Genomic DNA, 22316 nt, shown 5'->3' with positions numbered 1-22316 from the left:
CACCCGCGCTGAAGTGGCTGCTGAAGCCGCTACCGTGGCACAGACCCGCTCCATTGAACCTGCTGGTTCGCGTGTGGTGACCTACAAGTCCACCGCTGACCGCGCTGCGGTGCGTGCCCAGGCTGCTGAAGCCCTGCGCACTGGCCAGATCCCTTCTGGCGAAATCGGCGCCATGTAGAGAATGCGGGCCTCCCCGTGGTGGTGGCATTTCACGGTCGTGGATGCCGCCACCATGTGGAAGTGTTTCCCCACACACGACGTGCAACGACGATTGCATGCATGAAAACGGGCTCCCATGTGGGAGCCTGTTTTTTTTTTGGCGCGCGCCGCCGGCTGTCGTCCCAAAATAGAAGAACACCTGTTGGTGCAGCCCACACCTCCAAGCTCTATGGCCCTAGCAGCGCCTGCAGCAGCGGCATTTGCCACACATGGGAAGCCGTTTCGTAGATACCGAAATCAGTAGAAAAATCTCCATACACCCAGGAAAACCCGCGCTCCTCGGCGGCTTGGCGCACCAGGCGGGCGTGGCGAGCACGAAGTTCGATGGGGATGTCCTGGTAGGACACAAAATCCCGCACCCATACGGGGTACCTGTTTTCCAGTGACCAGGTTTTTGCAATATCCAGTGGCAAAGCCATCAACTGCAATTCCTGGGCGCTGCAGCAGGTCGTTCCACGCCACTGCTCAGCCCCGGAGATACCAGAAACCCCTTGGCGGGTGAAACGAAACGGCTCGACATGGGTGATGCCCACAATGAGGTGCCTGTCGCCCGGTAGCTCCAACTGGGGCAGGCCAATGGCATCGGCCCAGCCCAGCACCAGGACCCGCGTTGGATTGCTCTTGCGAATGGCTTTCAAGAGTGACGTTGCTTGCCTGTTTTTCAGCGTGCTGGCAGCGCCCTGCGCGAAGGAGACTTCAAACAACAATCGCTGGGGACGGCTGGCATAGCGCCGGGCCAGGTGCTGCCAGATCAGCACGGACTGGCGATGCCTGGCCTGCGCGGCTGGCAAGCTCTCTTCCCGCATCTGCGGGCTGCCTGCGTGCTCCGTGCCACCATCCCGCACGCCGAGCACCACGTGCAGCCCCCTTGCGAGCAGCGCTTCGATGGTTTCGTCCAGCAAGGCGAGACGCGATTCCTGGCCTAGTTCCACCATCCAGGCTGAATGCAGCGAGGACTGCGGCACCGTCAACCGCACCGTCCGGAACCCGGCCCTGGCAATCGTCTCAGCAGTGGAACTGCTCTCCGAAAGCGAGGTGGAAGTTTCCAGCGCGGCGTCGAGCCTAATTCCCCGTGACAAGGCGGCGGCTGCCACCCATGCCTGCCGCGAAGCACCCGACTGCGTCCCCAGCGGATACGGCGGCGGGCCGGAAGGCAGTGGTGCTTGTGCGTGCCCGACCCCACACCAAAGCATCGCCAGCAAAAAACCCCAGCGTGCCCAGGAAGAAGGAATCAGGACCATGTTCAAGGCCCCAGCAGCGCATCCAGCAGGGAGCGATGCCATTGGCGCTTCACCACGTCGTAGATACCCGAGTCCAGGGGGGGATCCTGTACATTGAAGTTGGCTGCAAAATCTGCATGCGACCAGGACATGCCACGGGCTTCCGCCGCGTCGCGCATCTGGCGAAGATAGCGGGCCCGCGAATCCATGGGCGCCGTACTGGCCGCACCGAAAGACCCAAGCCAGACGGGATAGCGGTGCACGTCGGACCATGCTTTGGCGCGATCCAGGTTGCGCGCCAGCTCCAGGCGCTGCCGCTCGTTGCAGCACGGGGTTCCCAGCCATTCCTCGGAACCTGCAAACCAGGGAGAGCCCTGGCTTGTGAACGTCTGCGGTTCGCGGTTGTGGATCGTGACCATCAGGTGGGCATCACGGGGCAATGACAGGTACGGCAGATTCGCAGCATCGTTACGCATGGGTGCGATGACAATGATCCGGCTGGGATTGCTTTGCCGGATCACGGCCACGGTCACTGCAGCCAGGCGGTTCCACTCCTGCGCATTTCCCTGCGGTGCGTTGTACAACTCGAACAGCAGGCGGTCGGAGCGATGGGCATGGCGCTGTGCCAGCTGCCTCCAGATATTGACGAAGCGGGTGCGGACAACGGCCGCAGCCACGGGGGTTTCCCCTTCGTGCAAGGCCCAACCGTTGAGCTGGCTGTAGAAGCTCATGTTCATCACGACCCGCAAATCGTTGGCCAGCAAGGCTTCCACCACACGGTCAATGCGCCGGGCAAACGCCTCGTCGAGAACAGCTTGCGGCCCTGCAGAAGCATGGTTGCTCCAGCGCACTGAGAGGCGCACGCTGCGAAAGCCGGCTTTGGCGAGCGTCTCGATCCACTGCTCGTCCATGCGCAGTCCCCAGTCGCCCTCGCGCGGGGCCGCAAAGACAGCCAGGTTGACACCGCGTGACAATGCCGCCGCAGCGGCCCAGGCCTTGCGGGACGCCCCGCGCTCCACCCCCAGCGGCGGGAAGACAGGGGCTGATCCAATGGACGCACGATCCGCCTGAGCACTTGCCAGTGACGCCGTCGCGCACAAGAGCAGCATGGAGCACAGCAGCGCCTGGAAAGCCCCCCGCAGTACGGAGCGCGGGTTGTCCAGCATACGCACAGGTTTCACGCGCTCGGGCATGTGTGAAGCACTTGTTGCATCTCAAGGACACGTGTGGCATCAGACAGCAGTGGGTCCCCCGTCCAGCGTGGCTGCATGGGTTGGAGCCGCTCAAGGCTCCGCCGAAAATGATTGCATGCCAGCGACCAATCGGGTGGGATGGGGTCGGCAAGCGCATTGGCGGACACTGGGGTCCGCTCCATCAGCGCCTTGCCCAAGGCATAACGGGCGGAAGCATGCCGAAGCTCCCCCCTGCGATCGCCGGAAAGGCCCGGCTCCAGAGCGTCCAGGGCCAAGACCGCTGGGGCCAAGGCCTGCACAGCCCGGTCGGCCGACCCAACGGCCAACAGGAGTTCTCCAAGCGACTGAGAGGCCTCTGCCCAATGCAACTGCAACAGGCGTTGGTCTGGAGCACCTTTCCACAGGGTGTGCAGTAAGTCCCGTGCACGCTGGCCGCTTACCAAGGCATCAGCACTCCTCCCGGCCCGCCACAGTGCTTCGCCCAGGTGGCGATGTACCAGCGCCAGGTCCAGCTGCAGGTGAACACTGCGCGGTTGTGCCTGCAGGAGTATTTCCAGCAGCCCACGTCCTTTTTCGAAAGCACTTGCCGCCTGCTCCACACTGCGTACGGCTGGCAGATCGGCGTGCAAGAAACGCTGGCCACGCCGCACGTGGTTGTCCGCCAGCGCCTGGGCCACCATCCCATCTGAAGGACGCTCCTCATGCATCAACTCCAGCAGGTCCCGAGAAGATTGAAGAGAATCCTCCATCGCTGGCCCCTCTTCTTTCAGGCTGAGGGTGTGGGCCATATCCAACTGCGTGCTGGCCAATAACCAGCGCCCCTCCCAGGAGCTGGGATCTTCCTGGCTGACCTCCCGCGCCTCGACCAAGGCCCGGCCAGCAAGCACCCGTGCTTCCTGTGGCCGGCCCTCCTGTGCCAACAGGCGCGCCCATGCGCCGCGGGCTGCGGCTCTGGAATGGCGAGCCTGGCGCAGCGCTTTCCCAGTCAAACCCAGGTGCACGGCCCGATCCACCGCCGCAACCGCTGCACCATAGTTTCGCATCGCACCGGCACGGTCATCCAGATGCACACCCTGCGGTCCGCCCTGCACCCGCGCAATGCGCAGATGGGAACGCCCCAACTCGGCATGCAATGCAGCGTCGGCACCAGTGGCCTTCGCTGCCAGCCCACTCACTTGGCCCAGGGCCATCCGGACCAGCGCCTGCTGCCCTTGGGCAGAGCCCAATGGCTCTTGCTCTGCCTCCATCCGCACCAGTACCGCTTCAAGCCCGTTGCGGGCACTGGTGAGCAACTGCATCTCCACGCTTGCCTTGCGGGTTGCCTCAGACCAGGCATGCCAACCCCACCACAGCCCCCCAAGTCCCATCAGAACGGCTGCCACCCATGCCCCTGTCCACACCCGGGGGTTGCGATGGGCAAAGCTGGCCGTACGCCCAAGCCTCTGTCGCTGTGCCTCCGCCAGCAAGCTTTCCATATAGCGACGCAAATCCTCGGAGAGCGCTTGCGCGCTCGCATGGCGTTGCGCAGGTTCTTTGCTCAGCGCCTTCATTACCACCACATCCAGACTCCCTTTGAGCGCTCGGCGAACGGCACCGGCGGTGGCCAGGCTGGGACGAAGGGGTGGGGTCTCACAGATCGCCTTGCGCACCTCCAGATCGTCGGCGCAGTCATCCAGCCGATAAGGAGTCCGCCCCGTCAGCAGCTGGTACAGGAGTACACCGAGCGAATACACATCGCTGGCGGGCGTGATTTTCTGGCCCCGCACCTGCTCAGGGCTGGCACATGCCAGGGTCATGACCCGTACCGTGGTGGCCGTGCCTGCCACAAGTGGATCGCCCAGGTTTTTGGCGATACCGAAATCGACCAGCTTGACGTCCCCTTGATCGGTGACCAGTACGTTGTCCGGTTTCAAATCCCGATGGACGACACCCTGTCCATGCGCATAGTGCACGGCATGGCACAGGGTCCTGAACAGTTCGATTCTCTGGACCAGCGTCAATTCGTGATGCCTGCAATAGACGTCAATCGGAACCCCTCGAACCAGCTCCATCACTAGGTACGGCACACCGTCGGCAACACCACCGTCCAGCAGTCGTGCCAGATGGGGGTGTTCGAGTCTGGCCAGTATCTGGCGCTCTGCCAGAAAGCGCGATGCCAAGGCCCCGTCCACCAGGCCGTCGCGCATCAGCTTGACGGCAACATCCGGGCCTGGGGAGCCGTCCAGCTGCTCTGCGCGATACACCTGCCCCATCCCTCCGCGGGCAATCAGTTCGACGAGACGGTAGCGGCCTACCTCGTGCCCCAACCAACCGGCCCCGAACCGGGAAGCCACTGCCTCCGCCAGGAACACGCCGGAGCCGGCATCGAGAAGTCGGCTCTCCGCATGGCCTGCGGCCCTCAGGGCCTGCAGTTCCAGAAGTTCTTCGGCATCCCCTGCGTGCCGCTGCAAAAACGCCTGCTGTTGCTCGGCAGGCAGCTCCAGCGCGTCGGCCAGGATGACCTTCATGCGCTGCCAGCGCAATGCTTGCGCTGCAGTGCCCCGCTCCGCCACACCAGTCACGGGTTCAGTTCACGCAGCAGCCAGGCGCGCGCTGTGGACCACTCCCGCTTGACCGTGGCCTCGGACACTTTCAGCGCCTCGGCGGTCTGCTCCACCGACAAGCCACCAAAAAAACGCAATTCCACCACCCTGCCCTGCCGTGCATCCAGTTGCTCCAGGCGCACCAGCGCCTGGTCGAGGTGCAGCAGGCTTTGCCACTGATCGCTCGAGGGGCAAGTCAGCATTTCGTCGGGCGATTCCTCCTGCATGGAATCCAGGCTCTTGTCCGTGGCGCCAAAGCCACGCTTCATCGCATCGCGGCTCCGGGCATGGTCCACAAGAATGCGCCGCATCAACGTGGACATCCAGCCAAAAAATTGGCTGCGCGAGGACCACGCATTGCCGCGTTGCTCGCCCAGCCGCATGAAGGCCTCGTGCACCAGTGCGGTCCTCTGCAGCACATGGTCGTCGCGTTCTCCCCGCATGTGAAACTGGGCGATGCGTTTCAGGTCTGCGTAGACCAGCGGGACCAGCTTCTCCAACGCCTGGTCCTTCCCTTCGGACCAGGCATTCAGTAGCTGCGTAATAGGAGGATGGGACAAGGCAATCGTTGGCATGGCGAACCCGGATTTGTTCGGCGCGATCATAGGGGTGTTTTCAGCCCTCTTTTCTCGATCACGGTTTGATGCCTTCAAAGCCGCAGCCTGCCGGGGCGGCCCTCAACAAGCCTAGGGCTTGCGCCACAGATTGAGCGCGAACTTGCCCAGAAAAACACCGACTGCAAGGACAAGAAAGCCTGGAAAGAAGATTCCACCTCCATCGGCCTCCACACCTGCAGCCTTGTAGCCAGGCATGCCAGCGGAACCAGGAGCGTACTCAGGCCCCCAGTAGAGCCCAGCGGCTGCGGCGAGCAGCCAAAGGGCAGCGCCAAGACATGCCAGAGCTATTGCACCGATAACCAAGGCCATCATTCGCATGGGATGACTTCTCTCGCAGCAGGAAGGGAGACGCCGCCAGAGCGACACGGCCGTCTTTGCACCGCAGCCTCCGATAGCAGCCGCGCCGGTTTCATGGGCTGCGGGTGATACACAGCGCGATGGAGCACTGAAATTTTCGGATCATGGAATTTCGGCCACAGCCATGGGATGCTAAAAAATGAACTCCGCACAGTCTCCTATGTTGTTGTCTGCACATGCAGGCGGCTCGACTTGCAGCGGTGCAAGGCGTTGTAATACTCCAGGCGCCGGCCGTTGGCGCCATAGGCGATGGACTCTATGCGCAGCAGCGGTTCGGGGTCCTCGAGCTGCAGCAGCCCGCAAGTCTCGGCGTCGGGCAGCACGGCGTCGATCCAGCGCTCGGCGCGCACCAGGCGCACGCCGTACTGGCGGCGCAGCACGTCGTACAGTGAGCGGTCGTCTAGGCGCATGCGGTGCAGGCCGGGCGCGAGGTCCGCGGGCACCACGGTTTCCACCAGCAGGCGCAGTTCACCGTCGACGCTGCGCAGCCGCTTGAGCGCGACCACCTGGGTGTCGTCCGTGAGCCCCAGCGCGCTGATCTCCTGTGGTGTGGGGTCACGCAGCTGTTGCACGAGGACCTGGGTGCGCACCGAGCGGCCCTTGCGCTCCATTTCGTCGGAGAAGCCGAGCACGGTGGAGACGAAATCCTCGTCGCGCTCGCGCGCCGCAACAAACGCGCCGCGGCCCTTGATCTTGTAGATCAGGTTGTTGCGCACCAGGTCGGCCAGCGCCTCGCGCACCACGATGCGCGAGATGCCGAACTGCTCGCCGAGCTCGGCCTCGGAGGGCAGCTTGGCGCCGATGGCCAGTTCGCCCTGCAGTATCTGCAGGCGCAGGGCATCGCGGAACTGCGCCCACAGGGGCGATTCGGAGTTGCGGTCGAGCAGGGGCTGGAGTTCGGTCGGTGAATTCACGTCAGGTCGGGCTCAGGGCCGGGTGCTTGGTCAATGATGCATGGAAAGCCAGCGCTGCATCGGAATCGGGGACTGCGGGGGCCAGGCGCACGCCATGGCGCTCGCGCAGTGCGGTGGTGCAATTGTGCAGTTCCTGCTGTTCGCGCTCCGCATCCCAACCCAGCGCCTGTGCGGCGATGCCCGCCATTTCGGCCAGCGCCGCGTCCGTGACGAGGCCGCGAATGGCCAGCAGCGTGCGCCGGATCACCAGGTCGTCGAGGTGGATTACGCCGGTTTCGGTGCACAGCCAGGCCACCTCCGCCGCCGAGTAGTCGGGTGCATGCTGCAGCGTCACGTCGCCGGCCACCTTGAAATGCTTGGCCATGCGCAAGGCCTGGGTGCCGTAGCGGCGCAGCAGTGCCTGGGCGCGGACACGGCCCAGGCCGGAATCCTGGGCGATGCGGTCGATGAAGCGCTCCGTTGCTTCCGCACCCTGCGGCATGTCCGTGCCACCGCCAATGGGCAGCTGCCGGGTCGAAGCCGTGCGCCCGCGCCCCAGCAGGCGCAGCACCTCGTCGGTTGCCTCCTCGGCCAGCGCGCGAAAGGTGGTCCACTTGCCCCCCACCAGACCCACGACCGGGATATCGCGCAATGGCGAGGGAGGGTCGATCACCACCGAATGGTCGCGCGAGATCTGTCCCGGCTTGTCTGCATCCGACCGCGCCAGCGGCCGCACGCCCACATAGGTGTAGACCACGTCGCGGCGGCCGAAGGCCAGGTTGGGGAACACCTCGCCCAGCACCTCGAGCAGGTAGTCCACCTCGGCCGGCTCGGTGGCGATCTGGTCCGGGTCGTCCACGGGGATGTCGGTGGAACCGACCAGCACGCGGCCGAGGAACGGGTAGACGATGCACACGCGCCCGTCAAGCGCTTCGAAGTACGCCATGCGCCCGCTGAGCGCGTCGCGCAGCGCCGGGTGGTCGAGCACCAGGTGCGAGCCCTTGGTGCCCATCACGCGCGGCACGGCGCCGCCGAACAGCGCGGTGCTGCGGTCCAGCCACGCACCGCTGGCATTCACTACGCTGTCAGCGGTGACTTGCACGACCTCGCCCGTGATCTCATCGCGCAGCGTGATGGTTTTGCCCGCACAGCCCGTCACGCGGCAGTGGTTGGTGGCGGCCGAACGCGGCTCGTCGCGGCAGGCGTCGCGCATCAGCTCCAGCACCAACCATTCGGGGTGGCTGATCCAAGCGTCAAAGAAGGTGGCCGTCCAGCGCACCGCCGTGCGAAACAGCAGGCGGTCCGCAGGCTGCACGCGGCCGATGCGGTGGTTGGGCATCACACGCTGGCGCCGGCCCAGCAGGTCGTACAGGCGCAGCCCCGTGGCTACCGCCAGTAGGCCGCGCGTGCGCTGGGGCGGTGTGCGGCCCAAAAACTTGAGTGCGCTGCTCATCAACCCGCCAAAAAAGCTCGATAGCGGCACCACGGTCATTAAAGGCTGCACCAGATGCGGCGCGTTGCGCAGCAGCAGGTTGCGCTCGCGCGTGGCCTCGGCCACCAGCGAGAAGCTGCCGCTCTCCAGGTAGCGCAGGCCGCCGTGGATCATGCGCGAGGGCGCGCTGCTGGCGCCCGCGCTGAAATCGCCTTTGTCCACGATGAGGCAGTCCACGCCCTGCAGCGAAAGGTCACGGAACACCCCTACGCCGTTGATGCCGGCGCCGACGATCACGGTCGAAAAATGCCGGCCCGCCACGGCGGCTGGGCGCACGAAGGGCGATGGCGAGAAGCTGCTGGTGCTGTTCATGGCAACACCTCCACGCTGGGCGAGGGCGCCGCCGCGCGCTGCGGTGGCGCTTGCTGTGGCTGCTGCAACGGCGGCGGGGCTGCGCTGCCCGCCAGGTGGCCAAACACGGGCGCCATGGTGTCGATCAATTCGTTGAAGGCCGCGTTGTAGTCCGCATGGGCCCGCGCCTGGCGGGCATCGGGTTCGACCGTGTCGCAGGGCGCGCGCAAAGGCTCCGTATCCATACCGCGCGACATCGCTGCGTAGATCGCCGCGCCGCGCGCACCGGTCTCATCGTCGGCGCAACGCTCCACCGGCCGCCCGAGCAGGCCGGCCAGCAGGCGCACCAGGCGCGTGTCGCTCGCGCCGCCGCCCAGGATGGTGGACTCCGACACCGCAAGCCCCGCCGCCGCCAGGCGCGCCGTGTGGCGCACATGCAGCGCCGCCGTGGCATCGACCACCGCGCGGGCCATGTCGCCCCGCGTGTGGTGGCTCTTGAGGCCGACAAACCCCGCAGTGACACCGCCACCGCCGTTCACGAAAGGCAAAAAGCGCAGTCCGCCCGCGCCCAGCGGCACGGACATCGCCAGGTCGACCACCGCCCGCGCATCCGGCAGGCCCAACACGCCGGCAAGCCAGGCGATGTTGGCCATCGACGAGGGGCTGTTTTCCATGTACAGGCGCCGTTTGGTGGGGCCGAAGTTGACGGTGGCTGCCACGCGAGGCTGCGGCTCCATCACCGGGCCGATGACAGCGTTGACGCACCAGGTGCCTAGCACCGACACCGTGCGGCCGCGTTCTTCGGCGCAGATGGCGGTCATCGACGCCAGCAGGTCGATCGCGCCCATCGCCACGGGAATGCCCGCGGGCAGGCCGTGGGCCACGGCCGCGAGCGGTTGTACCGTGCCGATGGGCTTGCCGCTTTGCACCAGCGGCCCAAAAGCCTGCGATGACAAGCCTGCAATGCCCGAGGCGGCAAACGCCGTCGATGACCAGGTACCCGTGGCCAGCGTAAGCAGCCCTGCCGTGCTCGCATCGCTGGCATCGGTGGCGATCTCGCCCGTGAGCAGAAAGCCCACGTAGTCCTTGGCGAACATCAGGCGCTGCACGGCGCCGCTGCGCACGGCATCGCTGCCCAGCAGCTCGGCCGCAATCACGGTGGGCTGGCCCGGCCAGGGCTGGCAGCCCACGTCGACCAGCAGCCGCTCGCCATGGCTGCGCGCCAGCGACTGCGCCCGCGCGTCGGCGCGCTGGTCGGTCGAGGCCACGGCCCGGCCGCCCACCAGTTCCTGGTCAGTGCCCAGCGCGTACAGCCCCGCACCGTGCCCGGTGCAGCCGATGGCGCGGACATCGCCCACGCGGTTGCCCAGCTGGTGCGACACGTCGCGCAGCACGGTGGCCAGGGCCGAGCGGATCACGGAGGCAGGCACCTCGCAGCCGCCGCCGGGCAGACGGTTGTGCAGCAGGGGCATGCGGGACAAGGCCACGGTGCGGCCGGTCGCGGCCTCCAGGGCCAGGGCTTTGAGGCTGCTCGACCCCAGGTCGATGCCGATGAGTATGTTGGTCTTCATGTCATAACAGCTTCTGCCGGATCAGGCGGTAGTTCCAGTAGTGTTTCCCCTAACTAGCTAGTGAATCGATCCATGATTACATTCTACCTGTCATAACAACTGTCGTGACACCAAGAACCCGAAGCTGCTGTCAATGAGCAGCATCGCAAGCTGTGCCACTCAACAAAGAGGAGACAAAACATGAGGCGTAATTTCTTGAAGTCCGCGGCCGCTGCCGGTATCGGTCTGGCCGGTACCACTGCTTTCGCGCAGCAACAGGCAGCCGCCGCACCCGCAGCGGGTGCTGGCCTGCGCGGCAACGCGAGCGACGTCTACGTGATGAACGTGATGGTCTCGGGTGTGGAGTACTGGTTTCCGGTCTACGAAATGATGAAGCAGCTCGGCCGCACGCTGGGCGTGAAGACCCGCTACACCGGCACGCCCGAGTACGACGTGAACAAGCAGCTGGCGTCGTTCGAGCAGGAACTGGCCCGCAAGCCCGCCGGCATCCTGCTGCACCCCATGAACCCTGACCCGTTCATCGAGCCCATCAACCGCGCTGCCGCGATGGGCATCCCGGTGGTCACGTTCGCGGCCGATTCGCCCAACTCCAAGCGCACGTCGTTCATCACGTCGGACAATGACCGCGAGGGTGCCCAGGCCGCCGACGCCATTGCGGCATCGATGGGTGGCAAGGGCGAATTCGCGGTGCTGGAGAACCCCGGCCAGGACAACCACGACCGCCGCATCGCCGCGTTTGTCAACCGCATGAAGACCAAGCACCCCGGCATGAAGCTGGTTGGCCGCGCCGCCAGCAACCAGGACCCCAACAAGGCCTACCAGGCCGTGCAGAGCTTGGTGCAAGCCAACCCCAACCTGGGCGCGCTGTTCATGCCCGAGGCCAATTCGGCACTGGGTGCAGCGCAGGCCAAGGTCGAATCCAAGAAAAACATCAAGGTGATGTGCTGCGACGTGAACGCCAAGATCCTGGACATGATCAAGTCCGGCGACGTGTTCGGCGCCATCAACCCCAACCAGGGCATGCAGGGCTACATGGGAATGATGATGTTGTTCCTGGCCAAGAACCCCGGCCTCATCGACCCGATGAACGACGCCAAGCGAAACGGCGCCAACCCCATGGCCGTGCCTTTCCTGGACAACGGCCTGGCGGTGGTCAGCAAGGCCAACGCCGACGACTTCTACTGGGACAAGTACCTCACCCGCCGCGGTACCAAGGGCATCAACGAGTGAGCAGCAACGCCATGGGCTCTTCATTGCTCGAGTTGCGCGGCATCAGCAAGCGCTTCGGCGCTGCGCATGCGCTCTCGGGCGTGGATTTTTCGCTGCACAGGGGCGAGATCCACGCCTTGTGCGGCGAGAACGGCGCGGGCAAGTCCACGCTGATGAACATCATCGATGGCATCCACCAACCGGACGCGGGCGAGATCGTGCTCGAAGGCCAGGTGGTGGCCATCGATGGTCCGGCCCAGGCCATGCGCCTGGGTATCGGCCTGGTGCACCAGGAGATCGCCCTGTGCGCCGACGCCACCGTGGCCGAAAACATCTTCATGCCGGAGATCAACGCCGGCAAACAGGCGTGGATGGACTACGGCAGCCTCAATGCACGGGCCGCAAAGGTGCTGGCGCGCCTGGGCCAGGACATCGACCCCGCTGCCCGGGTGAGTGATCTCTCCATCTCCAGCCAGCAGCTGATCGAGATCGCCAAGGCACTCACGCTCGACTGCAAGGTGCTGATCCTCGACGAGCCGACGGCCGCGCTCACCGACAACGAGTCGGCAGCGCTGTTCCGCGTGCTGCACGACCTCAAGGACCAGGGCATCGGCATCATCTACATCAGCCACCGCATGGCCGAAATTTTTGCGCACTGCACCCGCGTGACAGTGCTGCGCGACGGACGCAATGTGCATTCGGGCCCGCTGGCCGAGCTGAACGCTGACGACCTGGTGCGCCGCATGGTCGGCCGCGACCTAGGCAGCTATTACCCACCCAAGCAGCAGGATGCCGACCGCGGCGAGCATGTGCTCGAAGTGGCCGACCTGGCTGACGGCGAGCGGGTGCACGGCGTGTCTTTCACCCTGCAGCGCGGGGAGATTCTGGGCATCGCCGGGCTCATGGGCGCCGGGCGCAGCGAACTGGCGCAGACCCTGTGTGGCCTGCGCCCTGCCACGGCCGGCAGCGTGCGCCTGCGCGGCAAGGCACTCACCGTTCGCAAATACAGCGACGCGCTGCGCGCCGGCATCGCCTACCTCAGCGAGGACCGCAAGGCCGCAGGCGTGTACCTGGACCTGCCCATCGCCCAGAACATCGCGGCGATGGCGCTCCAGCGCGTGAGCTCGCGATTCGGCCTGCTGCAGCGCGCGGCCGAGCACCGGCTGGCGCAGGAGCTGGGCACGCGCCTCAAGCTCAAGTCCGACGGCGTGCAGATCGAGGTGGCCAGCCTGTCGGGCGGCAACCAGCAGAAGGTGGCCATTGCCAAGCTGCTGGCCACCAACCCGGCGGTGCTGCTGATGGACGAACCCACGCGCGGCGTGGACGTGGGCGCCAAGTCAGAGATCCACCACATCCTCAGAGACCTGGCCTGCCAGGGCGTGGGCGTGGTGGTGATCTCCTCGGAGCTGCCCGAGATCATCGGGCTGTGCGACCGAGCCCTGGTGATCCGTGACGGCCGCATCGCGGGCGAGGTGCAAGGCAAAGACATGACCGAAGAGGCCCTGCTGCGGCTGGCCTCTGGACTGGAACGACAAGAGGAGATGGCATGAATCACCCCGCACAACTTGACGCCGGCATCGTGGCCGGCCTGCAGCCTCCGCGCGAGGCACCGGGAGGGCCCGGGAAACCCGGCGGTACCAAGCTCACCAGCATGCGCGAGATGGGCCTTCTGGTCATCATCGTCGCGCTGTGCGTGGGCATGAGCTTCGCGTCGCCGTATTTCCTCACCTGGGACAACATCCGCGCCATGCTGCTGTCGTTCTCCATCGAGGGCATCGTGGTGGTGGGCATGACCATCTTGCTGATCGTCGGCGGCATCGACCTTTCGGTCGGCTCCGTGGTGTGTTTTGCGATGGTGGTCACGGGCAAGCTCTTTCTCATGGGGTTCGACCCGTGGACGGCCGGGCTCATCGCGATTGCCGCCAGCGCGCTCATCGGCGCCATGATTGGCGGCTGCGTAGTGCGCATCGGGCTCAACCACTTCATCGCCTCGCTGGCCTTCATGGTCATCGTGCGCGGCCTGTGCCTTGCGCTCACGCAGGGCACGCCCCAGTCGCTGTTCTCGCTGCCCGCCGAGTTCAAGTTCATCGGCCAGGGCACTTTGTTTGGCATTCCGGCGGTGATCCTGATCTTCCTCACCATCGTGGTGGTCAGCGACTTCGTGCTGCGCCGCGCGAGCCTGCTGCGCCGCGTGTTCTACACCGGCAGCAACGAGAAGGCGGCGCTGTACTCCGGCATCCGCGTAGGCCATGTGAAGTTCTGGGTCACGGTGCTGTGCGCAGCCTCGGCCGGCCTCGCCGGCGTGATCTACACCGCGCGCTTCGGCGCAGCCACGCCCACCTTTGGCGTAGGCATGGAACTCAACGTGATTGCGGCAGCCGTGATCGGCGGCGCCAGCCTCAAGGGCGGCTCGGGCACGGTGCTGGGCGCCGTGCTGGGCCTGGCGCTGCTCTCGGTGGTGACCAGTTCGCTGATCCTGCTCGACGTATCGCCTTATTGGCAAGACGTGATCAAGGGTTTGATCCTGCTGACCGCCGTGACCATTGACCACCTCATGAACACCCGAAAGACCAAGCGATGAATGCCGTGCTGAACGCAGAGATGAAGACCACCACCCTCGGGCCCTCGGGCATTGAATGCTCGGCCATTGGCCTCGGAACCTGGGCCATGGGCGGATGGATGTGGGGCGGGCAGGACAGCGCTGCTGCCACCGAGGCCATTGCCGCTTCGCTCGACGCCGGGGTGACGCTGATCGACACCGCGCCCGCCTATGGCCTGGGCGCTTCCGAGAACATCGTCGGTGCCGCACTCAAGGGCCGCCGCCATGAAGCCGTGATCGCAACCAAGTGTGGCCTGGTGTGGCATACCCAAAAGGGCACGCACTTCTTTGATGAAGACGGCCACCCGGTGTACCGCTACCTGGGCCGGGAGTCGATTTTTCATGAGGCCGAGGAGAGCCTGAAGCGCCTGCAGACCGACTACATCGACCTGTACATCACGCACTGGCAGGATGGGACCACCCCGGTCGAGGAGACCATGGACGCGCTGCTCACCCTCAAGAGGCAGGGAAAGATCCGCGCCATCGGCGTGAGCAACGTGAGCGCCGAGACGCTGTCGGAATACCTGCGCTACGGCCCGGTGGATGCGGCGCAGGAGCGCTACAGCCTGATCGACCGCGAGATCGAGCACACGCTAACGCCCCTGTGCAGCCAACACAACGTGGCGATGCTGGGTTATTCCTCCTTGGCGCTGGGCCTGCTGGCCGGCCCCATCGACCCGGCGCGCGAGTTCACCGGCGACGACCAGCGCGCCACCAACCCGCGTTTCAGCACGGCCAACCGCGCCAAGCTCAAGGCATTCTTTGAGGAGCTTGAACCCGTGCGCAACCAGATCGGCTGCTCGTTCGGGCAGCTGATGATTGCCTGGACCGTGGCCAGCGGCAACGTGTCGGTGGCGTTGTGTGGTGCCCGCGTGCGCCAGCAGGCCGTGGAGAACGCCGCGGCCGGCGCCATCGACATCCCGCGCGAGGCCGTGCAGCGCATCGACGATGCCGCAGCCCGCCACCTGCGTGCGCTGGGCTGACATCGCCCGCTTCTCTTTCCCCGTCTCTCTTTCCAATTTCACAAGGACCTCTTCGTATGTCGAAGGACAAGACCGCGCGCCTGAACCGTTTGCTCACCAACGGACGTTGCCTGGATATCGCGCTCGACCACGGCGTCTGCAACGAACCCTCGTTCCTCAATGGCCTGGAGGACATGCCCCAGGTGATGGACAAGCTCGTGGCCGCCGGGCCCGATGCGATCCAGCTCAACTACGGCCAGGCCGACCTGCTGCAGGACCGTCCGGGCCGCGACAAGCCCGCGCTGGTGATGCGCATCGACATGGGCAACCCCTACAACGCCACCGCCCACCGCGTGATGTGGGCCGTGCTGCAGAACGAGCACGACCCGGTCCTGCCCGCCGTGCAGCGCGACGCCGCCTGTGTGGTGGTCAACCTGTTCATGCTGCCCAACGAGCCCGACCTGTTTCGCCAGTGCGTGGCCAACATCGCCCGCGTGCGCGCCGACTGCGACCGCTACGGCATGCCGCTGATGATCGAGCCGCTGGTCATGCGCCCGCACAGCGACCAGGGCGGCTACATGGTCGATGGCGACGCCGAGAAGATCGTCACCCTGGTGCGCCTGGCGCGTGAAATGGGCGCCGACATCGTGAAGGCCGACCCCACTACGGACCCCACGGACTTCCACCGCGTGGTGCAAGCCGCGCGCTGCCCGGTACTGGTGCGCGGCGGCGGCCGCGAGGACCTGCAGCAGGTGTTTGCACGCTCGCGTGTGCTGATGGACCAGGGCGCATCGGGCATGGTCTATGGGCGCAATGTGTACCAGCACGCCAACCCTTCGGCGGTGGTGAATGCGCTGATGTCCATGATCCACCACGGCGCCAGCGCTGCCGAGGCATGGCGCCTGTACGAATCCACGCCGGCCTGACCCTCCATGAAAACGCCCTGGATCCTCGCGGCAGCGCTGTTTTCGGCGAGCGCACTGGCACAGGGTACGCCGGTGCGTATCGGGGTGATCGGCCCCTTCACCGGCGGCTCGGCCGATGTCGGCACCACCATGCTCAACGGCATCCGCATGGCCGTGGACGAGATCAATGCAGTGGGTGGCTACCTGGGGCGCCCGCTGGAACTAGACATCAAGGACGACTTCGCCGACCCTGAGAAGGGCCTGGCGGCCGCCAAAGAGCTGGTGGCCCAGAAGGTGGTGGCCACCATTGGCGTGTGCGACAACGGCGTGGGCATGAAGGTGGTGGACGTCTTCCAGCAAGCGAAGGTGCCGCTGGTGATCCCGTGCGCCACCGGCACGCTGCTCACCACCAAGGTGCCCCCGGCGCAGAGTTTCATCTTTCGCACCGCCGCTCGCGATGCGATCCAGGCGTCGTTCATCGTCGACGACATTCTCAAGCGCGGCTGGAGCCGGGTGGCTGTGTTTGCCGACACCACGGACTACGGCAGCGCCGGTTTGCACGACGTCACGCAAGCCCTGGCGCAACAGGGCGTCAAACCCGTATACGTAGCGCGCGTCGCAGCCAGCGCAAAGGAAGTGACGGCGCAGCTGGCCGAGGCCAGGGCAGCCCACGCCAACGTCATCCTGAGCTACGCCGCAGGCCCTGAGGCCGCCACCATTGCCAACGGCCGCAAGACCCTGGGCTGGAAAGTCCCTCAGGTGGGTGCCTGGCCGCTCTCTTTCCCGAACTACATCGACGGCGCGTATGGCGGCGCGGAAGGATCACTCATGGCGCAGACCTTTATTGCCGAGCCGAGCAACGAGCGCCGCGCCGCCTTCCTCAGCACCTATGCCCGCAAGTTCAGCATGTCGCGCATCCGCGTGCCCATGGCAGCGGCCCAGGCGTACGACGCGACTTACCTGCTGACCTACGCCTTGCTCGGCATCCACAACGGCGACCTGAGTGGGCCGGCCGTCAAGCACGCGCTGGAGACGATTCCCCGCGTCTTCTACGGAGTGGTCGCCACGTACGAAAAGCCCTTTTCGCCAGAGGACAAGGAGGCCATCAGCCAGAACATGCTGGTGGTCGGGCTGGTGCGCAATTCCGCCGTCACCTTCGCCTATCCCGAGGATGCGCGCCGCAACCTGTTCGTGCAAAGAAAGAAGTAAGTCCCCCAACGCGCCCGGCCGTCTGGTCGTGGGCGCCTGGCGACCGGTGCCGTAACAGGCACAGAGCGGGCCTGCCCCGCCACCGCCGATGGGTGAGAAGAAAACGAGAAGAGAGGGAGCGAGGGAGAAGAAAGAAAAAGAAGAGCCCTGCGGCCGGTGGCACACGCGCCATCGGCCGGGAGCGCCTGCGCGTGTTTGCGTGCGCTCGACCTACAGCGGCCTGTCGGAAAGACCGAGAAAAAAAGGTCCCGCGAGGACCCACCCTAACCAGGAGACAACGATGAAGATCCGGTACTACTTGCTGGCGCTGTTGCTGCCATTCGCCACCTTGATGACGCACGCGGCGATCACGGGCGTGAGCCCGATGACCACCTTGAGCACGATGGTGACCACGGTCACGCGAGCCGGCGAGGCGACGCTGGCGCTGCAGGGCCCGGGCCTGGGCAACCTCACCTACACCTCGGCCGAGCTCTTCAAGCCGGTCTCCATGATCACCCGCGCCTCGGGCGATGTGCCGGCCACCTACCCAGGCCGCAAGGACTACGGGTTGAACGTGGGCATCATGCTCAACGGCTACTTCCTCACGTCCTTTGCGCCGGACAGCGGGCTGGGCCCTGGGGGCTTTCTGTTGTACGACGTGTCCAACCCGCGCGCCATCGTGCTGGTAAAAAAGATCTACGAGCCCGAGGGGCGCACCAAAGAGTTCCGCGAGGCACACTCTTTCGGCACCGCGAAGATCGGCGGCAAGCAATACGTGGTGGTGCCCAGCATCAAGGGCGTCGAGTTCTGGGACTTCACCGACATCAACAATATCCAGCAGGTCAAGAAGCTGGCGCTACCCACCGTGAACGGTGGCGACTACGCCAACGTGGCCTGGCAGCTGTGGTGGCAGGCGCCGTATCTGTATGTGGCCTCTGCCAACGACGGGGTATACATCGTGGACGCCAGCGACCCGGTCAACGCCGTGATCGCCAACCGCGGCGCCGGCAAGCCCAACCCCGTGCCCACGGGCGAGCTGGGCGGTTTTCGTGTGGGGCCTATCTTCACCATGGGCAACCACATGGTGCTGACCTCGATGGACAACACCGACGGCTTTGCCAGCCTGGATATTTCCGACCCACTCAACCCCAAGGTGCTCGACACCGTGGGCTCCAACCCCAACTACTACGCCACCTGTTTTGATGGCAAAAACCTGCACGCATCAGCACGCGGCAATGGCGCCAAGATGTACAGCTATGACCTGTCCGACCGCACACAGTTCGTGGTGGAAGACAACCGGCTCGTGATCGACGAACAGCTGTACTGCGGCACGCAGGACCACTACGTGTTCCAGGGCGCGCAGTTCAAGGTGCACAAGGTGGACGTGAGCAACCCGCTCAACCATGTCGAGGTAGGCCAGGGCAGCCTGTTCGCCACCAACCATCCTGACTACTCACACTCCGACCACGGCCAGGTGGCGCCCATGGGCAACCTGCTGTTCATCGGCAACGACCACGGTTCGGGCAGCGGTTTCATCGTGCACCAGACGGCGCGCGACACCACGCCACCCGCCGTCAAGCAGACATCGCCCACGAACGGCGCCAAGCAACAGGCACTGACCTCACGCATCGGCGTGGGCCTCACCGACAGCATCCTGCCCGAGAGCGTGACCGCCAGCACCTTCATCGTGCGGCCGGTCAACGGCAACACACTGGCCGGCACCTACAGCGTGCAGCTGGGCATCATCAATTTCCACCCTGCACAGCCCCTGGCAGCTGGCACCAGCTACGAAATTCTGCTGACGGCCGGAGGAGTGAAGGACTATGCGGGCAACGGCATCGCTACAGAGTACAGGGCTGTTTTCCACACCGGCAACGCCACCGACATCAGCCTGAGCAACCACTGGCCGCTGACCAGCGCGCTGACCGATGAGATCGGTGCGAACAACGGTACGGCCTCGGCGGCCGACCGCTTCGAGGGCCTGGGCCTGAACTTTGCGCAACGCACCGGCGGCGTCGCGCTCAAGAACGACAGCTTGGCCACTGCCCTGGGCGGCACGGCCTCAGTTGCGTTCTATATGAAGACGACACAGGCAGGCTCGGCGAACCCCTGGACCGCGCCGGGCATTTTTGGGCGCGACCAGGCCAACGGCGCCGACGACGTGTTCTGGGGCTGGCTCGACAACACCGGGCGCGTGAACCTGTCGGTGGGCAACGTCGCGGCCAACAACCCCGGCACACGTTCCACCGCCCCGGTGAACGATGGCGCCTGGCACCATGTGGTGATGACACGCGACGCCGCGTCGGGCGCGCAGACGGTGTACGTCGACGGCACCAAGACCAGCTCAACCGGGCTCACCGGGACCAAAGGCCTGTCCAACAAGTTCACGCTGCTCGGGCAGATACAGGGCAATGCCGACTTCTTCCGCGGCAGCCTGGCCGACGTGCGGGTCTATGGCCGCGTGCTCAGCGATGCCGACGTGGCGCAACTGCGCTCGCAGGCCATCATTGGCGACGTTGCCGTAAGCGGTTCCCCGCAGCTGGTCAATGGGCAGCTGACCTTCGACCCAACCCGCCTGGGCGGCGGCACGGGCCTCACCTACCGGTGGAATTTTGGCAACGGCACGCAGACCAACTTCTCAGCCCAGGCCAATGCCATCTACGCCTACAACCGCCCGGGCCACTACACCGTGACCCTGACGGTGCGCGATGCTGCGGGCCGGGAGACTTTCTACACCTACAACGTGACCGTGGTCTTCCCGGCGACCGCCACCGCGCCCACGCATTCGAGCAATATCGTGGGCGACGCCAACAGCGTGTATGCCGTGAACCCGGACAGCGGCACGGTGGCCGCCATCGATGCAGTGTCACTCGCCAAGCGCTGGGAAACGCGTGTGGGCGACGAGCCCAAAACCCTGGCGCGCGCACCCGATGGCCGCATCTGGGTCACGGTGCAGGGCGAGGACAAGTTGGTGGCGCTGAACCCTGCGGACGGCAGCATTTCGACCACGATCACGCTGGCCTACGGCAGCGGGCCGTACGGCGTGGCCTTCACGCCCAACGGCGCCAAGGGCCTGCTGACGCTGGAGAGCAAGTCCACGCTCATTGCCTTTGACCCCGCCAACGGCAGCACCACGGGCACGCTCGCGCTGGAAGGCGACTTGCGCGGCATTGCCGTGGCGGCCGATTCGCAGACCGCCTACATCACGCGCTTCAAGTCCAGGATGACGGGCGGGCAGCTGCACAAGGTGGGCTTGAGCAGCATGGCGCTGGTGTCCACGATTGCGCTGCCGGTCGACACCACCACGGTCGACACCGAGAACAGCTCGCGCGGCGTGGCCAACTACCTGAGCCAGGTGGTGATCTCGCCCGACGGCGGCCGTGCGGTGCTGCCGGGCAAGAAGGACAACATCGTGCGCGGGCGCTTTCGCGACGGCAACGACCTGCCACACGACCAGACGGTGCGCTCCATCCTCTCGCAGGTCGACCTGGCGCAGGGCACGCATTTGCTGGCCGAGCAGATCGACTTCGACGACCGGGCACCGGCGCGTGCGGCCCTGTATTCCCCGGTGGGCGACTACCTGTTTGTCGCGCAGATGGAGGGCAACAACATCGCCATCGTCGATGCCTACACCCGCGCCGTGCGCGGCGAGATCAATGCCAGCAGCGCGCCGCACGGGCTGTACCTGGATGCCTCGCGCAAGCGGCTGTTCGTGAATAACTTCCTCGCGCGCTCGGTCACCGTGCACGATGTGGCCGATGTGCTGGCATCGCGCAGCGCGGCGGCGGTCTTTGTGCAGAACGTGGCCACGGTGGCGCAAGAGCCCCTGGCGGCCGCGGCACTGCGCGGCAAGCAGGTGTTTTACAACGCGGCCGACCGGCGCATGAGCAAGGACAACTACATGTCGTGCGCAAGCTGCCACGCCGATGGCGGCGACGACGGCATGGTGTGGGACTTCACCCAACGTGGCGAGGGCCTGCGCCGCACCATCAGCCTGCAGGGCCGGCGCGGCCTGGGCCACGGCAAGCTGCACTGGAGCGCCAACTTCGACGAGGTGCAGGACTTCGAGAACGACATGCGCAGCGCGTTTGGGGGCACGGGCTTTTTGAGCGACGCCGACTTTGCAGCCACGTCCGACCCGCTGGGCGCGCCCAAGGCCGGGCGCAATGCGCAGCTCGACGACCTCGCGGCTTACCTTACTTCGCTGAACAAGTACATGCGCAGCCCGGCGCGTGCGGTCGACGGCAATCTCACGGTAGAGGCGGCACGCGGGCAGACCCTGTTTGCCAGTGCCAACTGCGCCAGCTGCCACGCGGGCGGCACGCTCACCGACGGGCTGCGGCATGACGTGGGCACGATCCAGCCATCGTCCGGCAAGGGCGGCAACCAGCCGCTGGCCGGCCTGGGCTTTGATACGCCCACGCTGATCGGCAGCTGGGCTGCCAAGTCCTACCTGCACAACGGCCAGAAGGCGAGCGTGCTGGATGTAATGGCGGGGGGCCACGGCAATGCCGGCAGCCTGCCTGCTGCCGACCGGCAGGCGCTGGCCGAGTACGTGCGCTCGCTGGATACGGCGACGGACTTCACCACGCGCCTGCGCTCGCCGCACAGCACGCTGTGCGTCAACATCCGCGGCGCGTCACCCAACAGCGGTGTGGTCGCGATCCAGTGGCCTTGCGGCACGGCGGCCAACGAGACCTTTACGGTGCGCACCGTGGCGGGCGGTTTTGTGCAACTGGTGGCGCGGCACAGCAACCTGTGCCTGGCGCAGGACAGCGCGGCGGCGAGTGGTGCTGGCGTGGTGCAACTGGCTTGCAGCACGGGCAACACGGCGCAGTGGAGCATGGTGGGGTCGACGCTGCGCAACCGCGCATCGGGGGCCTGCCTGGATGTGCCCAACAACTCGACGGCGCAGGATATTCCACTGGTCACCTGGACCTGCAACGGCGGCAACAACCAGAACTGGACACAGTTGCCCTGACCAGGCGGCGCTGCAGCGCCGCCCCAAGGTCCGGCCT

14 protein-coding genes and 1 pseudogene are annotated in these 22316 nt (G+C 65.7%); 8 read left to right on the top strand and 7 right to left on the bottom strand.

All coding sequences use genetic code 11. The annotated features are described in order from the left end of the window. A pseudogene (locus tag ASE52_RS26165) lies at positions 1 to 178 on the top strand (DUF4148 domain-containing protein); the annotation flags it as partial. Positions 179 to 386: 208 nt separating this feature from the next. Here ASE52_RS26165 and ASE52_RS04550 read toward each other — a convergent pair. The 7 genes from ASE52_RS04550 to ASE52_RS04520 all read right to left on the bottom strand — a co-directional run bounded on the left by ASE52_RS04550 (position 387) and on the right by ASE52_RS04520 (position 10435). Beyond that, on the bottom strand, positions 387 to 1460 hold the full coding sequence (locus ASE52_RS04550; RefSeq protein ID WP_158004141.1) for a cellulase family glycosylhydrolase: 1074 nt from the start codon (positions 1458 to 1460) through the stop codon (positions 387 to 389). Between the two features lie 2 nt (positions 1461 to 1462). Beyond that, on the bottom strand, positions 1463 to 2620 hold the full coding sequence (locus ASE52_RS04545) for a cellulase family glycosylhydrolase (protein ID WP_158004140.1): 1158 nt from the start codon (positions 2618 to 2620) through the stop codon (positions 1463 to 1465). Continuing rightward, positions 2617 to 5139, bottom strand: a complete 2523-nt coding sequence (locus tag ASE52_RS04540; protein ID WP_057224120.1) for a serine/threonine-protein kinase — start codon at positions 5137 to 5139, stop codon at positions 2617 to 2619. Before ASE52_RS04540 ends, ASE52_RS04545 begins: the two co-directional genes overlap by 4 nt. A gap of 50 nt (positions 5140 to 5189) precedes the next feature. Then, the gene (locus ASE52_RS04535) at positions 5190 to 5789 is read right to left on the bottom strand and encodes a sigma-70 family RNA polymerase sigma factor (protein WP_035198430.1); all 600 of its coding nucleotides are present in this window, start codon (positions 5787 to 5789) and stop codon (positions 5190 to 5192) included. Between the two features lie 557 nt (positions 5790 to 6346). Continuing rightward, positions 6347 to 7102 (bottom strand): GntR family transcriptional regulator, encoded by a 756-nt coding sequence (locus ASE52_RS04530; protein ID WP_057224118.1) that lies wholly within the window; start codon positions 7100 to 7102, stop codon positions 6347 to 6349. A gap of 1 nt (position 7103) precedes the next feature. Continuing rightward, entirely contained in the window at positions 7104 to 8885 is a 1782-nt protein-coding gene (locus tag ASE52_RS04525) for a glycerol-3-phosphate dehydrogenase/oxidase (RefSeq protein WP_057224117.1), read from the bottom strand. Next, positions 8882 to 10435, bottom strand: coding sequence for an FGGY family carbohydrate kinase (locus tag ASE52_RS04520; protein ID WP_057224115.1), 1554 nt, complete (start codon positions 10433 to 10435; stop codon positions 8882 to 8884). The genes ASE52_RS04525 and ASE52_RS04520 overlap by 4 nt, the downstream gene beginning before the upstream one ends. Positions 10436 to 10615: 180 nt before the next feature. Between ASE52_RS04520 and ASE52_RS04515 the strand changes: the two genes are divergently transcribed. The 7 genes from ASE52_RS04515 (at position 10616) to ASE52_RS04485 (ending at position 22279) form a co-directional block, all read left to right on the top strand. Further along, entirely contained in the window at positions 10616 to 11665 is a 1050-nt protein-coding gene (locus ASE52_RS04515) for a substrate-binding domain-containing protein (RefSeq protein WP_057224113.1), read from the top strand. 11 nt (positions 11666 to 11676) lie between these two features. Further along, positions 11677 to 13194 carry a sugar ABC transporter ATP-binding protein gene (locus ASE52_RS04510; RefSeq protein ID WP_057225198.1) on the top strand — a complete coding sequence of 506 codons (1518 nt, stop codon included), beginning with the start codon at positions 11677 to 11679 and terminating at the stop codon, positions 13192 to 13194. Beyond that, complete coding sequence (locus tag ASE52_RS04505; RefSeq protein WP_057224111.1) at positions 13191 to 14225, top strand: ABC transporter permease; 1035 nt, start codon at positions 13191 to 13193, stop codon at positions 14223 to 14225. The genes ASE52_RS04510 and ASE52_RS04505 overlap by 4 nt, the downstream gene beginning before the upstream one ends. Next, the gene (locus tag ASE52_RS04500) at positions 14222 to 15226 is read left to right on the top strand and encodes an aldo/keto reductase (RefSeq protein ID WP_057224109.1); all 1005 of its coding nucleotides are present in this window, start codon (positions 14222 to 14224) and stop codon (positions 15224 to 15226) included. The genes ASE52_RS04505 and ASE52_RS04500 overlap by 4 nt, the downstream gene beginning before the upstream one ends. 56 nt (positions 15227 to 15282) lie before the next feature. Next, on the top strand, positions 15283 to 16131 hold the full coding sequence (locus ASE52_RS04495) for an aldolase (protein ID WP_057224108.1): 849 nt from the start codon (positions 15283 to 15285) through the stop codon (positions 16129 to 16131). Between the two features lie 6 nt (positions 16132 to 16137). Further along, on the top strand, positions 16138 to 17319 hold the full coding sequence (locus tag ASE52_RS04490; protein ID WP_057224107.1) for an ABC transporter substrate-binding protein: 1182 nt from the start codon (positions 16138 to 16140) through the stop codon (positions 17317 to 17319). Positions 17320 to 17599: 280 nt separating this feature from the next. Further along, positions 17600 to 22279 carry a LamG-like jellyroll fold domain-containing protein gene (locus ASE52_RS04485; protein ID WP_057224106.1) on the top strand — a complete coding sequence of 1560 codons (4680 nt, stop codon included), beginning with the start codon at positions 17600 to 17602 and terminating at the stop codon, positions 22277 to 22279. Positions 22280 to 22316 lie beyond the last annotated feature (37 nt).

Origin of the sequence: Acidovorax sp. Root275, assembly GCF_001428965.1 — a bacterium.
Taxonomy (GTDB): Bacteria; Pseudomonadota; Gammaproteobacteria; order Burkholderiales; family Burkholderiaceae_C; genus Acidovorax; species Acidovorax radicis.
The sequence above is the reverse complement of the archived record's forward strand: the minus strand, read 5'-3'. Positions and strand labels throughout refer to the sequence as shown.